Raw genomic sequence first — 14,358 nt, forward strand, 5'->3', positions numbered from 1 at the left:
CGCCGCTAGCAGCTGCAGCGAGCAGGAATGGTGGGGTGAGGCATCCTGCCGGCAACAGGCGATTTGAACGACCGCTGTGCAGGCCTGCGCGTCGGCTCAGGGCTGCGATATCTGCACCGTTTGGTGTCTGACGCATATGCACTGTTCGGCTTTCCCAACCGGTTCCGTTCACGGGATGATCTCTGTTTGCGCGCGGTCGGTTGCCCCTGCGTTCAGGGCGCGGTGGTTCCGGCACTCATCAGCGCTGCGTTGAGATCATCCCGATCCTCGATGGCATAGCTCATGCTGGCGATGCGCCATGTGTCTCCATCAAATCTGAGAACGGAAAAACCCGGGTAGGGATCCTGCGTCATGATATCCCCGCTGAGGAGGCGCGTTTCATGGGTGGCAGCGACCGTATGGGGGTCTTTGAATGCCGCTTCGACACAGTGGCGGACGATGTCCGTCACGCCGTTTTTCTGGTGATAGGCCCGCACGGCGCGAAACACCTGATGGACCTCTTGTGGCGAGGTCAGAAGACGCTGCCCTGCGAATGTCTCAACTTGCTGGGGCAGGATGATGCAGGACAAAAAGGTATCAAATTTGTCTTCCAACAGAGCGGTGCCGGTACGCTCCAACAGAAATTCGGAGACTTCCCGCGCGGTGCCAAAGGGTTGCTGCATTCAGGTTTTTGATCGCTTAATTCAAAGTTAACCAAGGCTAGCCCATTCAGGCGCAGCATGCTGTCATTTTGATCGCGAAATGGCGTAAGTCAGCGAAAACACGCGCAAAATCTCGCCATGGTAGAACGCACTCGCGCAACCCGGCAGTGAATTACCAGCTATAATTGAAACTGATGCTGATGCGTTCATCTTCCGACATGTTGACCGGCACTTCGTGGCGCAGCCAGCTTTCCCACAAAAGGACATCGCCCGGTTCTGGTGCCTTGTAGATAAAGCTGCGCAGGGCGTCGCGTGCGGATTTTTGGCGCGGGGGGGCGGCCATCATCATTTGCAGGCGGGGATCTTCGAATTTGATGGCACTCGCCCCCGTGGGAACGGCCACATAGGTCGTGCCGCTGATAATGGAGTGGGGGTGGATGTGAGACGTGTGCACGCCCCCCTGCGGCAGGATGTTGATCCAAATGTCTTCGAGCTTCAGCTTGCGCCCGTCGAGGTCAAACTCGAGGTCCTCGGCAAAGGTTTTGACATGTTTGTCCAGCACTTTCACGAGGTCTTTGAAGATCGGGAAGCGATAGGGCAGGTCGGTGAGCGAGGCATAACTGGTATAGCCCGGATAGCCGTTTTCCTCGCACCATTCCTGACCGGCTTCGTCGTCTTCGGCGATGGACCAGCAGGAGGCTTCAAGCTCTGATGTATCAATTGGCTTGCCGTGCTCGGACAGGGCAGCGCGGTAAAGTCGGGTGACGAAGAGGGAATCTATGGTGCTCATGCGGGTGTCATAGCGGAGGCGATGCGCCGTGTTAAGGCATCGTGCGCGCAACACCGACAAAGGGTTCGTGATGCGAGGTCCGGGAATGGCGTGCCTGCACCGTTTTTGGCCCGATCGAGGGGTCGGTATCACGTCGGTATAACGTCGGTGTTTCGTCGGTGCGAAAGGCGGTCCATGCGCGATCTGCCTTCTCGCGCGTGACATGCACCCGTTAACCAATAGTTAACGATCCGCTTCTTGAGACAAAGCCGCCCATGTTAAGGAAGTGGTGAAGAATAGTATCGTAAGGAGTGGTCATGAGAAATCTTGTCAGAAGTTTCATCGTTGCGGGTTTGGTGGTGCTTGGGTCTTCGGCGTCCGCGGCGACGATCAACCAGTTCAACAAGACAACAAACGACGGTGTGTATACTTTGACGGCCGCGCAGGCCACGGCGCTTGGCGACGCATCCGCAACGCGGATCGGCTTTTTCCGGGTGCGCGAGGGCAGCGGCACGGTGTTCAATGCCGGCGATACGTTTGATCAGACCACGATGGCCAATTCGGTGACCAGCGGCGCGGGCAACATCATCGCGTTTCTGAACGGGCGCAACTCCAGCTTGACCTATACTGGTGGCACGCTTGAGGCGCTCGGCACGACCACGGTTGGCTCGTCAAACTCCTATTACGAAGGGGTTGCTTTCCTGTTCTCCGGCACGGGCAACATCGTGTTCAGGGGGTCGTCCACGTTCAATGCAGGCCAGACGCGTGGCGCATTTGACGGCGTGGGCATCCCTGCCGCCGTACCACTACCCGCCGCAGCTTGGATGCTGATTGCCGGGTTGGGTGGCCTTGCGGCCTTTGGACGTCGGCGCAAACCCGCGTGATCTTCGCCCTGACGGGCCATCCGGCCCGGACAGGATCATCCGATGGCAGGAAGCGTTGTTGTCCGGGGTGCATGCAAGCGTCATGCGAAAAGCCTTGATCACGCAACGCTGACTGAAATCAAAGATTTCAACGCGTTGCGTGATGCGTGATGTTGCAGCGATTTCGTCAGACGCTCCCAAGCGCTATGCGAAAACGTAAATCATCCAACGCTGAATGAGATCAAGGATTTTACTGCGTCCGAAGGCAGGCGTTGCCTCAGCTATTGCGTCCAACGCTGCAGGTCGGATGCGGGACGCATTGGTGTTTGTGCGGGCGCGCCCGCAGATGGGCCCGCGTCAGACCGGGGTAAAACAGGTCGCCGTCGGGCTTTCATCATGTGGTCATCCAGATTGGCTTAGGATGAGGTCCCGCCTCGACAGAGCGGAGCCAATGGCGCGCGGACCCCAAAAGCGCGACTGGCTCAATTGTCAGGGGCCTGGATCACGGTTTGGCGCGCAGCACCATGCCGAACAGATCGCGCGGATCATCAGGGTCGGCGATCATGTCGAGTTCCTGACAAAGCCCGGTTTCCGCCAGTTGGTCGCGCACGTAGCGCAGGGCGGAGAAGTCTTCGATGGCGAAACCGACCCCGTCAAAGAGCGTGATCTGACGTTCATTCGTGCGACCCGTCGCGGTGCCGTTGATGACCTGCCACATTTCGGTCACGGGGAAGTCTTCGGGCATCTGCTGGATCTCGCCCTCTACCCGTGTCTGTGGGGGGTATTCGACAAAGACATCCGAGCGCGTCAGAATATCCGCGTGCAATTCGGTTTTGCCCGGGCAGTCCCCGCCAATCGCATTGATATGTACCCCTGCGCCAACCATGTTGTCGGTCAGGATCGTCGCATATTGCTTGTCCGCCGTGCAGGTCGTGATGATCTGCGCGCCCTCGATCGCCTCTTCTGGCGTGGAACAGGGCACAAGCGTGAAGCCGAAGCCATCGAGGTTGCGCATCGCCTTATCCGTCGCGGCGCGGTCAACGTCGTACATCCGCAGGGTGTCAACGCCGCAGATCACCCGCATCGCGAGGGCCTGAAATTCGGATTGCGCCCCATTGCCGATCATCGCCATGGTCTGCGCGTTCTTTGGCGCAAGGTGTTTGGCCACCATCGCAGAGGTTGCTGCCGTGCGCAGGGCCGTCAGCACGGTCATTTCCGAAAACAGCACTGGGTATCCTGTATCGACCGTGGCCAGCAGGCCAAAGGCGGTGACGGTTTGCAGCCCTTCCCGTGTGTTTTTCGGATGGCCGTTGACGTATTTGAATCCGTAAACCTCGCCGTCCGATGTGGGCATGAGTTCGATCACGCCCTCTTTTGAATGGCTGGCCACGCGGGGGGTTTTGTCAAACAGGTCCCAGCGGCGGAAATCATCTTCGATATAGTCGGCAAGGCCTTTCAGCATCGTTTCAATCCCGATGTGGTGGACCAGTTTCATCATGTTTTCGACGCTGACGAAGGGCACGAAGGCGAGCTTGGAAGGGGAGGGGTTGGCCATGATGTCTCTCAGGAATAGCTGCGGGTTGGGCGGTCAAATACGCGGCGTCCCAAAAGCGACGCGGTGAGTTCGACCATAAGCGACGCAGTGCGACCGCGTTCGTCAAGGAAGGGGTTGAGTTCGACCAGATCAAGCGAGGTCACAAGGCCGCTGTCGTGCAGCATCTCCATCGCCAGATGGGCCTCGCGCAGGGTCGCACCCCCCGGCACGGTGGTGCCAACGGCGGGTGCGATGGCAGGGTCGAGGAAATCCACATCGAGCGAGACATGCAGCATGCCGCCCGCCGCCTCCACCCGTTCCAGAAACCTGCGCAGGGGGGCGGCGATGCCGTTTTCATCAATCGCGCGCATGTCGGCGACCTGAATGTCGGTCGCCTGTATCGCCTCCCGTTCGGGTGCATCGACGGAGCGCAGGCCGATCATGGCGACGTTTCCGGTGGGCACTTTGACCTCAACCTCGGGAAAGCCGTCAAAGGCCCCGCGCCCGGTCAGATACCCCAGCGGTGTGCCGTGCAGATTGCCGGAATCGGTGGTGTCGGGCGTGTGATAGTCGGGATGGGCATCGAGCCACAAAACGAATTGCGGACGGTTCTGCCCGGCGGCGTGGGCCGCAACCCCGGCAACCGTGCCCAGCGAGAGCGCATGATCGCCCCCCATGAAGATCGGAAAACCGTCGGCCATGGCGACCTGCGCCGCCTCCTTGAGGCTCCTGGTCCATGCGATTGTTTCGTTCAAGGCATAGAGCCTGCCGTCATGCGTGTCAGGCGTGAAAGCGCCGGGGCTGATATTCCCGCGGTCTTCGGCCACATATCCGAGGTCACGGATGGCCGGGGCAAGCCCCGCGGTGCGATAGGCATCCGGACCCATCAGGCAACCCTGACGGCGTTTGCCGCAATCCATCGGCACGCCGATTAAAATGCATTTTTGCTTGGTCATATCTTGCCCTCTTGCGCAGTTGGTTTCTGGACGGCCGTCACGATGATCTTGCTTTCGCGGATGCGGATTGGCCCGTGGACCTCACCGCATGCGTACCTCTATCGCATATTGCGTTCCTTTGGTCGAAATCGGCCGTCTCGGCAAGCCATATCACTGCCTGGGTGTTTGATGAGTTTGCGCTTATGGCCGCTCAGTTTCTGGCTTCATGGATACCTGCCCAAATCAAGCTTGCTCCCATTGCTCCAAAGGCTGCTGCGAAAACACCCTCGAACCAGCGAGAGAAACGCGCGTAACCGCGCATGGCGACGCCAGTCGAAAAGAGCCACGCATAGGTCCCGTAGATGACCAGGCCCGACAAGGCGCCCATAGGTCCGAATGCAAGGACATGCCACGCGCTCAATCCCTGCCCGAACAGGAAAGACGCGACCGCCGCCCACATCAGAGCAGCCTTGGGATTGCTCAGCAGCACCAAAACACCCCGACGCCATGCACGGCCCTTGGTGAGCGGGCGCGCATCAGGTGCAAAGGTTGTGCTGCCACCGCCTTTGAGGGTTGCACGGGCTGCCTTGAGTCCGAGAAAGAGCAAGTATCCCCCGCCCACGAACTTCAGGAATAACAGTGAGAGCGGAAAGGCTTCTATCAAGGCGCCAAGTCCCAATGCCGTTGCCGCTGACCAAACGAGCATTCCTGACGAAATTCCGGTGACCACGCAGAGGGCAGGTATCCGTCCCTGCGCCAATCCGACAGATGCGACTGCCGCGAGGTTCGGACCGGGCGATATCTGGGCTGCGAGGACACCTAGCCACGTGAGTGCATAAATCGAAAACATCTTTGCCCATCCCAATCATCCGCTTTCATGTATCGTCGCTGATTATTTTGATCCGGACAAGGCCGCGCGCTAAAGGATGGCCGACACGGGTACACAACACAGCACCGCGTAAAAGGGACGCGCCGGATTGATCGGCCTGTCGTGTCAGGCGGATTTTGGGGGACTGGGGAACAGGTGTCAAAAGGGGTTGCGGTATGGGCGGCTTGGGCCTATACGGCCCTTTCATCATGGACTCCACGGGAATCAGGGTGACGCCTTTTGGCGGCCTTCCCGTGATGTTGAAAGGAATAGGGCGATGAACGCCAAGGAACTACACGATAAAACGCCGGACCAGCTGCGTGAAGAGTTGGCCAATCTGAAGAAAACCTCCTTCAACCTGCGCTTTCAGCAAGCGACGGGCCAGTTGGAGAACCCTGCGCAGATCCGCAAGGCACGCCGCGACGCGGCCCGTGTCAAAACGATTCTGAACCAAAAAGCGGCATCTGCTGCTGCGTCCGAGTAAGGAGAGCTCTCATGCCAAAGCGTATTCTATCCGGCGTCGTGACTTCCGATGCAAATGACCAGACTGTCAGCGTGTCCGTCGAGCGCCGCTTTACCCATCCGGTTCTGAAAAAGACCATCCGTAAGTCCAAGAAATACCGGGCGCACGATGAGAACAACACATTCAAGAAGGGCGACGCCGTCCGCATCGTTGAATGTGCACCAAAGTCGAAGACCAAACGTTGGGAAGTGCTGCAAGCCGCTGAGGTCTGAAGCACCAACCTTTAATCGAAACCCTGGGGATCAGGCACGCATCGCCCCCCAAAGGTCGGGAGAAACCAAATGATCCAGATGCAGACCAACCTGGATGTTGCTGACAACAGCGGCGCACGCCGTGTTCAGTGCATCAAGGTATTGGGTGGTTCCAAGCGTAAATACGCATCCGTCGGCGACATCATTGTCGTGTCGGTCAAGGAAGCCATTCCACGCGGCCGTGTGAAAAAAGGCGACGTCCGCAAGGCCGTCGTTGTGCGCACCGCCAAGGAAGTACGCCGCGAAGACGGCACCGCGATCCGCTTTGATCGCAATGCCGCCGTTATCCTCAACAACAACAATGAGCCGATCGGTACACGTATCTTTGGGCCGGTTGTGCGTGAGTTGCGCGCCAAGAACTTCATGAAAATCATCTCGCTCGCTCCGGAGGTGCTGTAATCATGGCTGCTAAACTGAAAAAAGGTGACAAGGTCATCGTGCTGGCAGGCAAGGACAAGGGCAAGACAGGCAGCATTTCGTCTGTGGACCCGAAATCCGGCAAGGCCATCGTGGATGGCATCAACATCGCCATCCGTGCCACGCGTCAGTCCCAGACTGAGCAGGGCGGACGTATTCCAAAGGCCATGCCGATCGACCTGAGCAACCTTGCTTATGTGGATGCCAACGGCAAGGCCACCCGCGTCGGCTTCAAGATGGAAGGCGACAAGAAAGTGCGCTTCGCCAAGACAACAGGGGATGTGATCGATGCTTGATTCCGCAAATTATACCCCGCGCCTCAAGGCGGTTTACCGCGACACGATCCGCGCAGCGCTTAAGGAAGAGTTCGGCTACAAGAACGACATGCAGATCCCGCGTCTGGACAAGATCGTCCTGAACATCGGATGTGGTGCCGAAGCCGTGCGCGACAGCAAGAAAGCCAAGTCCGCGCAAGCCGACCTGACGCTGATTGCCGGTCAGAAAGCGATGACCACAACGGCCAAGAAGTCCATCGCGGGTTTCCGGGTGCGTGAAGAAATGCCGCTGGGGGCCAAAGTGACCCTGCGCGGTGATCGCATGTATGAATTCCTGGACCGTCTGATCACAATTGCGATGCCTCGTATCCGCGACTTCCGCGGCATTTCGGGCAAGTCTTTTGATGGGCGTGGCAACTATGCCATGGGCCTCAAAGAGCACCTCGTGTTTCCCGAGATCGATTTCGACAAGATCGACGAGAACTGGGGAATGGACATTGTGATCGCCACCACGGCGCAAACCGACGCTGAAGCGAAGAGCCTGTTGAAAGCATTCAACATGCCTTTCAACTCATAAGCGCGGGAAGGATATTAGATATGGCTAAGAAATCCATGGTCGCACGCGAGAAAAAGCGTGAAGCACTGGTCGCCAAATACGCAGCAAAACGTGCTGAGTTGAAGGAGATCATCAACAACAAAGAGCTCGAAATGGAAGAGCGTTTTCGCGCTTCCCTGAAGCTGGCGAAACTGCCGCGCAACTCATCGGCTGTGCGTTTGCACAACCGTTGCCAGCTGACCGGTCGTCCGCACGCCTACTATCGTAAACTGAAAATTTCGCGGATCGCGCTGCGGGACCTTGGCTCAAGCGGTCAGATCCCCGGCATGGTCAAGTCGAGCTGGTAAGGAGCGCATCACATGAACGATCCTATCGCAGATATGCTGACACGCATCCGTAACTCTCAACTGCGCGGCAAATCCACCGTCATCACCCCGGCGTCAAAGCTGCGGGCGTGGGTGCTGGATGTGCTGGCGGACGAAGGCTACATCCGTGGCTATGAGAAGATCACGGGTGCAGACGGCCATCCGGCCATCGAAATCAGCCTGAAGTATTACGAAGGCGAACCTGTCATTCGCGAATTGAAGCGGGTCTCCAAGCCCGGTCGTCGCGTTTACATGGGCGTCAATGACATCCCCGTTGTCCGTCAGGGCCTCGGCGTGTCGATTGTCTCCACCCCCAAGGGTGTGATGTCGGACCAAGCAGCACGCAGCGCCAATGTTGGTGGCGAAGTGCTTTGCACCGTCTTCTAAGGAGAGCAGAATGTCTCGTATTGGTAAAAAACCGGTCGATCTGCCCGCCGGTGTAAGCGCATCCGTCAGCGGCCAGACCATCGAAATCAAGGGCCCCAAGGGCACGCGTGCGTTCAAGGCAACGGATGATGTGACCCTGACGGTCGAGGACAATGTCGTCACCGTTACGCCCCGCGGCAAATCCAAGCGCGCGCGCCAGCAGTGGGGCATGTCCCGCACGATGGTTGCGAACCTTGTCACCGGCGTCAGCGAAGGTTTCAAGAAAGAGCTTGAAATTCAGGGTGTTGGTTATCGTGCGGCCATGACTGGCAACACGTTGAAACTGAACCTCGGCCTGTCCCATGACGTGGATTACACCCCGCCAGCGGGTGTCACCGTGACAGCGCCGAAGCAAACCGAAATCGTTGTGGAGGGCATTGACGAACAGCTTGTTGGTCAGGTCGCCGCGAACATCCGCCAGTGGCGTAAACCCGAGCCCTACAAGGGCAAGGGCATCCGCTACAAAGGTGAGTTCGTCTTCCGCAAAGAAGGCAAGAAGAAGTAAGGACGCAAACAATGGCAAACAGTAAAAGACAACTGTTCATCAAACGCCGCCTGCGCGTTCGGAACAAGCTTCGCAAGGTGAATGCAGGGCGCGTGCGCCTGAGTGTGCACCGCTCCAACAAGAACATCAGCGTTCAGCTGATCGACGATGTGGCCGGCAAGACGCTTGCTTCGGCCTCCACGCTGGAAAAAGATTTGGGCGTTGTGGGCAAGAACAACATCGAAGCGGCGGCCAAGGTCGGCGCGGCGATTGCTGAGCGGGCCAAGAAAGCCGGTGTCAGCGAGGCCTATTTCGACCGTGGCGGTTTCCTCTTTCACGGCAAGGTCAAGGCCGTCGCCGAAGCCGCGCGTGAAGGCGGTTTGAAGATCTAAGACTTGCAAGCCGCTCCTTTGGGGGCGGCTTCGATGATCCGGGGGCGGTTTGTGCTCACTTGGATTGAAACAACTGGGCGCTTGCCCGCAAAAAAGGATGTTCTCTATGGCAGAACGTGACAACAACCGTCGTGGCAACCGCCGCGATCGTGACGAAGCACCGGAATTCGCAGACCGCCTGGTCGCGATCAACCGCGTGTCCAAGACTGTAAAAGGTGGTAAGCGCTTTGGTTTCGCAGCCCTCGTGGTTGTGGGCGATCAGAAGGGCCGCGTCGGTTTCGGCAAAGGTAAGGCGAAAGAGGTCCCCGAGGCCATCCGCAAAGCCACCGAGCAGGCCAAGCGCCAGATGATCCGCGTACAGCTGCGTGAAGGCCGCACGCTGCACCACGACATGGAAGGCCGTCATGGCGCCGGTAAAGTCGTTATGCGCTCGGCACCTGAGGGGACCGGGATCATCGCCGGTGGTCCGATGCGTGCCGTCTTTGAAATGCTGGGCGTGAAGGACGTTGTGTCCAAGTCCATCGGTTCGCAGAACCCTTACAACATGATCCGCGCCACCATGGATGGATTGCGCAAGGAGTCCTCGCCCCGTTCGGTCGCACAACGTCGCGGCAAGAAAGTGGCTGACATTCTGCCCAAAGTTGACGCAGCGCCTGCGCCTGCTGAAACAGCAGAGGCATAAAGGAGCGGTATCATGGCTAAAACAATCGTCATCAAACAGATCGGCTCCCCGATCCGTCGCCCCGCAAAACAGCGTGCCACGCTGATCGGTCTGGGCCTGAACAAGATGCACAAGACCCGCGAGCTGGAAGATACCCCTTCCGTGCGCGGCATGATCAACTCCATCCCGCATATGGTGGAGATTGTCGAAGAGAAGGGTTGACCCCCTATTTGACGTCTTGAGAATTTGAACCCCTCGCAGGAGACTGCGGGGGGTTTTTCGTTTTGTGCCGCTTTTACCGTTTAGCTGGTTGCGCTTTGCTATTAAGGGTTAAACAAAATTCTTTCAGGAGCGTCTTATGCGTAAATTCAACACCCCTGGCGTGTTTCCCCTTTTGGCCGTCATGGCGTTTGCGTCTCCTGCGGCGGCGAACAGCGAAAAAACCTGCACCGAGCGCATGCCAGAAGTCCGCGCGATGGTTGATGAGATGACGGATGCCACGGATAAGGCCTTTGCCGAAAAGCAGTTCAAGAAAATCCAACAACTCTTTGCAAGCGGACGTGAGCGCAATTGTATTCTTTATCTGGAAGCCTTGCGCGCAAACATCGAGTCCGGTGATTTCAGCGAAAGCTAGATCGAGTCTGCTTTCGGTGCATTGAAGCAATCAAAACTCATGGCAGAAAATTGTGTGTCACTTGATGTTGACTAAACTTATCAAAAGATCAAAATGAAAAAGCCACCAAAACGGTGGCTTTATCTTATAGCGTCGGGGGTCCGTCACGAACTAAGCGCGCTGCCGACCATTATCCCGACGTTTCAACTGCAAAAGTACTGTAAGGAGTGAATGGTGTCAAGGTTTTTAACTCCAGCTGACATGCCAGAGATCGAGAAGCTGTTATCTCAGGAGCGGCTCAGTACATTTATGAATCTGACCAAAACGCGAGAAAGTGCCATAGAGTTGCATCAATCCACAATGAGTTTGGGAGTGGCGATTTCGGCGGTCTCTGGGTTAATTGAAATCGGATTGCGCAATGCGGTTTGTCATCAGATGCTTGTGGAATTTAAGATTACGGATTGGCTTAGGAAACCCCCAGCCTCTCTGAGATGGGGTAGTTTGGAAATGTTTTCCATAAAAAAGGCAAATTCGAATGCGCAAAGAGCAGCATACTCCAAGCTGTCAGGACCGGAGAAAAGCGCCTTGGACGCTGTTGCACTTCCGAATGGGAACTATGCCAAAATTAAACATCGAAAGCTGGTGCAAAAACGGCAATCAACACTGCATGTTTTGGAAGGCCAAGTCATAGCCCAACTTACAATGCACTTTTGGAAAAGGTTGTTTTCACAAGACTATGAAAAAGTTCTCTGGAAAAGGGCTCTGAAACGGGTGTTTCCTAACAAATCAATTAGCAGAGCAAACGTTGCCGAAAAAAATTAGAAGTCATTTACCAAACGAGAAACCGGCTCGCACACCATGAACCGGTTTATGGAACGCGACTGTCTGACACGCTGGAGTCGATTGATTTTGTGCTTCAAAACTTAGGCGTCAGCCGTCCAAGTGACGAAGCTCCTCTAGCCAAGCTTATACTCCCACAGCGCGAGATTTTAATCGGGCAAGTGGCAACATTTCAATCAACATTTATGAGGGTCACAAAGCAATCTTGACCTTGATCCCTGCATACCCGTCGATTATATGCCCACGATCACCATTTTGGTGACATAGAATCGAAACGCCGTGTTTGGTCGCTCCCGTCGCTGGGGACCACATCCGGCAAAAGGAGAAGCGACAATGAAACTGCATGAACTTTCCGACAATGATGGTGCGGCCAAGAAACGCAAGCGCGTTGGGCGTGGTCCGGGTTCTGGCACCGGTAAAATGGGTGGCCGGGGTATCAAGGGTCAGAAATCCCGTTCGGGTGTGGCCATCAAGGGCTATGAGGGCGGCCAGATGCCGCTCTATCAACGTCTGCCAAAGCGGGGCTTCAACAAGCCGAACCGCAAGGCCTATGCCGTTGTAAACCTTGGTCTCATCCAGAAATTCGTGGATGCGGGCAAGATCGACGCGAGCGCCGCCATCACCGAAGACGCACTAATTGCCTCCGGCCTCGTGCGTCGCAAGAAGGACGGTATTCGCGTGCTGGCCAAGGGCGATGTGACGGGCAAACTGAACATCGAAGTCACCGGCGCATCCAAATCCGCTATCGAAGCCGTGGCCAAAGCGGGCGGTTCCCTGACCGTTACGGCGCCCGTCGCGGAAACGTCAGAGGCGTAAGCCCAAGATCAGACTTGTGGGCGGCGGCTGCGCCGCTTACATACGTCTTTAGTTTTCCATGACGCCGCCCAGCCGGAAAACGGCCCGGGCGGCGCATTTGTTACGAAAGAGAGCCCTTCATGGTTTCTGCTGTCGAGAGCATGGCTGCCAATACGAGTTGGTCCGCGCTGGGTAAGGCAACTGACCTGCGCAACCGTATCCTGTTTACGCTGGGACTGCTGATCGTTTACCGCCTCGGGACGTTTATCCCGGTGCCGGGGATTGATGGCGTCGCCCTGCGCGAGTTCATGGAGCAGGCGGGGCAGGGCATCGGCGGTATGGTGTCGATGTTTACCGGCGGCGCCTTGGGGCGGATGGGGATCTTTGCCCTGGGCATCATGCCCTATATATCGGCCTCGATCATCGTGCAGCTTATGACGGCCATGGTGCCCAAGCTGGAAGCCCTGAAGAAAGAGGGCGAGCAGGGCCGCAAGAAGATCAACCAATACACGCGCTATGGTACGGTTTTCCTTGCCACGTTGCAGGCCTATGGCCTTGCGGTGAGCCTTGAAGCGGGCGACATCGTCACCGATCCGGGCATGTTTTTCCGCGCATCCTGCGTGATTACGCTGGTCGGTGGCACCATGTTCCTGATGTGGCTGGGCGAGCAGATCACCGCGCGCGGCATCGGTAACGGTATTTCGCTGATCATCTTTGTGGGCATTATCGCCGAGGTTCCGGCCGCGATGGCGCAGTTCTTTGCCTCTGGCCGCTCGGGCGCGATCAGCCCTGCGGTGATCATCGGTGTGATTATCATGGTGATCGCGACGATCATGTTCGTGGTGTTCATGGAGCGTGCCCTGCGCAAGATCCACATACAATACCCGCGCCGTCAGGTGGGCATGAAGGTTTATGACGGTGGTTCCAGCCACTTGCCGGTCAAGGTCAACCCGGCGGGCGTTATCCCGGCGATCTTTGCCTCGTCGCTTTTGTTGCTGCCGGTAACGATCAGCACGTTCTCGGGCAATTCGACGAACCCGATCATGTCGTGGCTGCTGGCGAATTTTGGCCCCGGTCAGCCGCTCTATCTGGCGTTTTTCACGACGATGATTGTGTTCTTTACCTATTTCTACACGTTCAACGTCAGCTTCAAGCCAGACGATGTGGCGGATAACCTTAAAAACCAGAACGGGTTCATTCCGGGCATCCGCCCGGGCAAGAAGACCTCGGAATATCTGGAATATGTGGTGAACCGCGTGCTGGTTCTGGGCTCGGCCTATCTGGCGGCTGTGTGCCTCTTGCCGGAAATCCTGCGCGGTGAATTCGCCATTCCGTTCTATTTCGGCGGCACATCTGTTCTCATTGTCGTCTCGGTAACGATGGATACCATTCAGCAAGTGCAAAGCCATTTGCTGGCCCACCAATACGAAGGCCTGCTGGAGAAGTCGCAACTGCGCGGCAAAAGCGGCAAGGGCCGCAAGAAACGGAGCCCTGTGCGTCGATGAATATAATACTGTTGGGGCCACCAGGGGCCGGTAAAGGAACACAGGCCCGGATGCTCGAACAAGAGCGCGGCATGGTCCAGTTGAGCACCGGTGATATGCTGCGCGAGGCCAAGGACAGCGGCACGGAGATGGGAAAGGTTGTCGCCGATGTGATGGCGCGCGGTGCCCTGGTGACGGATGAGATCGTGATCGGTCTGATCAAGGAAAAGCTGGATACGGTCGAGGCGTCGGGTTTCATCTTTGACGGTTTCCCACGCACTTTGGCGCAGGCCGATGCCTTGGGTGCTTTGATGGAAGAAACGGGCCAGACGCTGGATAAAGTGGTTGAGATGCGCGTTGATGATGCAGCCCTTGTGGCGCGGATCACGGCACGGTCGACCTGCGCGGGCTGCGGTGAGGTCTACAACGATCAAACCAAGCCAATCCCGGCCGACGGGGTGTGCACCAATTGCGGGCAGGCCAAGGAATTCAAGCGTCGCGCGGATGACAATGAGGAAAGCCTCAAGACGCGTCTGATGGAATATTACAAACAGACCTCGCCGCTGATCGGGTATTACTATGCCAAGGGCATGCTGTCGCGGGTCGACGGTCTGGGCGCGATTGATGCGGTGCAGGGCGAAATCAAGGCTGTGTTGGACGCGTAAA

At 57.2% G+C, this 14,358-nt stretch carries 22 protein-coding genes; 17 read left to right on the plus strand and 5 right to left on the minus strand.

Annotation, left to right across the window (positions count from 1 at the left end; genetic code table 11):
- Nucleotides 1–212 precede the first annotated feature (212 nt).
- Together RD1_RS21135 and RD1_RS06535 are read right to left on the minus strand one after the other, a co-directional pair.
- On the minus strand, nt 213–662 hold the full coding sequence (locus tag RD1_RS21135) for a hypothetical protein (protein WP_011567671.1): 450 nt from the start codon (nt 660–662) through the stop codon (nt 213–215).
- Nucleotides 663–813: 151 nt separating this feature from the next.
- A complete protein-coding gene (locus RD1_RS06535; protein ID WP_011567672.1) occupies nt 814–1,431 on the minus strand; it encodes a 2OG-Fe(II) oxygenase family protein in 618 nt (205 codons plus the stop codon).
- A gap of 296 nt (nt 1,432–1,727) precedes the next feature.
- On the opposite strand from RD1_RS06535, the gene RD1_RS06540 reads away from it, so the two are divergent.
- A complete protein-coding gene (locus RD1_RS06540; protein WP_011567673.1) occupies nt 1,728–2,294 on the plus strand; it encodes a VPLPA-CTERM sorting domain-containing protein in 567 nt (188 codons plus the stop codon).
- 481 nt (nt 2,295–2,775) lie between these two features.
- Here RD1_RS06540 and RD1_RS06545 read toward each other — a convergent pair whose 3' ends face one another.
- The 3 genes from RD1_RS06545 to RD1_RS06555 all read right to left on the minus strand — a co-directional run bounded on the left by RD1_RS06545 (nt 2,776) and on the right by RD1_RS06555 (nt 5,592).
- Complete coding sequence (locus RD1_RS06545) at nt 2,776–3,828, minus strand: ornithine cyclodeaminase (protein WP_011567674.1); 1,053 nt, start codon at nt 3,826–3,828, stop codon at nt 2,776–2,778.
- Nucleotides 3,829–3,836: 8 nt separating this feature from the next.
- Nucleotides 3,837–4,763 carry an arginase gene (gene rocF, locus RD1_RS06550; protein WP_011567675.1) on the minus strand — a complete coding sequence of 309 codons (927 nt, stop codon included), beginning with the start codon at nt 4,761–4,763 and terminating at the stop codon, nt 3,837–3,839.
- A 190-nt stretch (nt 4,764–4,953) separates the two neighbouring features.
- Nucleotides 4,954–5,592: a LysE family translocator gene (locus tag RD1_RS06555; protein WP_011567676.1), complete on the minus strand. Its 639-nt coding sequence runs from the start codon at nt 5,590–5,592 to the stop codon at nt 4,954–4,956.
- 295 nt (nt 5,593–5,887) lie between these two features.
- Between RD1_RS06555 and rpmC the strand changes: the two genes are divergently transcribed.
- The 16 genes from rpmC to RD1_RS06635 all read left to right on the plus strand — a co-directional run bounded on the left by rpmC (nt 5,888) and on the right by RD1_RS06635 (nt 14,357).
- Nucleotides 5,888–6,094 carry a 50S ribosomal protein L29 gene (gene rpmC, locus RD1_RS06560; RefSeq protein ID WP_011567677.1) on the plus strand — a complete coding sequence of 69 codons (207 nt, stop codon included), beginning with the start codon at nt 5,888–5,890 and terminating at the stop codon, nt 6,092–6,094.
- 11 nt (nt 6,095–6,105) lie between these two features.
- Entirely contained in the window at nt 6,106–6,345 is a 240-nt protein-coding gene (gene rpsQ, locus RD1_RS06565; protein ID WP_011567678.1) for a 30S ribosomal protein S17, read from the plus strand.
- 69 nt (nt 6,346–6,414) lie between these two features.
- Complete coding sequence (gene rplN, locus RD1_RS06570; RefSeq protein ID WP_011567679.1) at nt 6,415–6,783, plus strand: 50S ribosomal protein L14; 369 nt, start codon at nt 6,415–6,417, stop codon at nt 6,781–6,783.
- 2 nt (nt 6,784–6,785) lie between these two features.
- Nucleotides 6,786–7,097 carry a 50S ribosomal protein L24 gene (rplX, locus tag RD1_RS06575; protein WP_011567680.1) on the plus strand — a complete coding sequence of 104 codons (312 nt, stop codon included), beginning with the start codon at nt 6,786–6,788 and terminating at the stop codon, nt 7,095–7,097.
- Nucleotides 7,090–7,653 carry a 50S ribosomal protein L5 gene (gene rplE, locus RD1_RS06580; protein WP_011567681.1) on the plus strand — a complete coding sequence of 188 codons (564 nt, stop codon included), beginning with the start codon at nt 7,090–7,092 and terminating at the stop codon, nt 7,651–7,653. The genes rplX and rplE overlap by 8 nt, the downstream gene beginning before the upstream one ends.
- A gap of 20 nt (nt 7,654–7,673) precedes the next feature.
- Nucleotides 7,674–7,979, plus strand: a complete 306-nt coding sequence (gene rpsN / locus RD1_RS06585; protein ID WP_011567682.1) for a 30S ribosomal protein S14 — start codon at nt 7,674–7,676, stop codon at nt 7,977–7,979.
- A gap of 12 nt (nt 7,980–7,991) precedes the next feature.
- Nucleotides 7,992–8,384 carry a 30S ribosomal protein S8 gene (gene rpsH, locus RD1_RS06590; protein WP_011567683.1) on the plus strand — a complete coding sequence of 131 codons (393 nt, stop codon included), beginning with the start codon at nt 7,992–7,994 and terminating at the stop codon, nt 8,382–8,384.
- 10 nt (nt 8,385–8,394) lie between these two features.
- Nucleotides 8,395–8,928, plus strand: a complete 534-nt coding sequence (gene rplF, locus RD1_RS06595; protein WP_011567684.1) for a 50S ribosomal protein L6 — start codon at nt 8,395–8,397, stop codon at nt 8,926–8,928.
- 11 nt (nt 8,929–8,939) lie between these two features.
- Nucleotides 8,940–9,299 carry a 50S ribosomal protein L18 gene (gene rplR, locus RD1_RS06600; protein ID WP_011567685.1) on the plus strand — a complete coding sequence of 120 codons (360 nt, stop codon included), beginning with the start codon at nt 8,940–8,942 and terminating at the stop codon, nt 9,297–9,299.
- Between the two features lie 106 nt (nt 9,300–9,405).
- Nucleotides 9,406–9,981: a 30S ribosomal protein S5 gene (gene rpsE, locus RD1_RS06605; protein ID WP_011567686.1), complete on the plus strand. Its 576-nt coding sequence runs from the start codon at nt 9,406–9,408 to the stop codon at nt 9,979–9,981.
- A gap of 12 nt (nt 9,982–9,993) precedes the next feature.
- Nucleotides 9,994–10,182 (plus strand): 50S ribosomal protein L30, encoded by a 189-nt coding sequence (rpmD, locus tag RD1_RS06610; protein ID WP_011567687.1) that lies wholly within the window; start codon nt 9,994–9,996, stop codon nt 10,180–10,182.
- 136 nt (nt 10,183–10,318) lie between these two features.
- Complete coding sequence (locus RD1_RS06615; protein WP_011567688.1) at nt 10,319–10,594, plus strand: hypothetical protein; 276 nt, start codon at nt 10,319–10,321, stop codon at nt 10,592–10,594.
- A 210-nt stretch (nt 10,595–10,804) separates the two neighbouring features.
- Complete coding sequence (locus RD1_RS06620; protein WP_105880331.1) at nt 10,805–11,395, plus strand: hypothetical protein; 591 nt, start codon at nt 10,805–10,807, stop codon at nt 11,393–11,395.
- A gap of 351 nt (nt 11,396–11,746) precedes the next feature.
- Nucleotides 11,747–12,229: a 50S ribosomal protein L15 gene (gene rplO, locus RD1_RS06625; RefSeq protein ID WP_011567689.1), complete on the plus strand. Its 483-nt coding sequence runs from the start codon at nt 11,747–11,749 to the stop codon at nt 12,227–12,229.
- Between the two features lie 119 nt (nt 12,230–12,348).
- Nucleotides 12,349–13,713, plus strand: coding sequence for a preprotein translocase subunit SecY (secY, locus tag RD1_RS06630; protein WP_011567690.1), 1,365 nt, complete (start codon nt 12,349–12,351; stop codon nt 13,711–13,713).
- The gene (locus RD1_RS06635; protein WP_011567691.1) at nt 13,710–14,357 is read left to right on the plus strand and encodes an adenylate kinase; all 648 of its coding nucleotides are present in this window, start codon (nt 13,710–13,712) and stop codon (nt 14,355–14,357) included. Before secY ends, RD1_RS06635 begins: the two co-directional genes overlap by 4 nt.
- Nucleotide 14,358: the final 1 nt, after the last annotated feature.

This window comes from Roseobacter denitrificans OCh 114 (assembly GCF_000014045.1).
GTDB classification, from domain to species: domain Bacteria; phylum Pseudomonadota; class Alphaproteobacteria; order Rhodobacterales; family Rhodobacteraceae; genus Roseobacter; species Roseobacter denitrificans.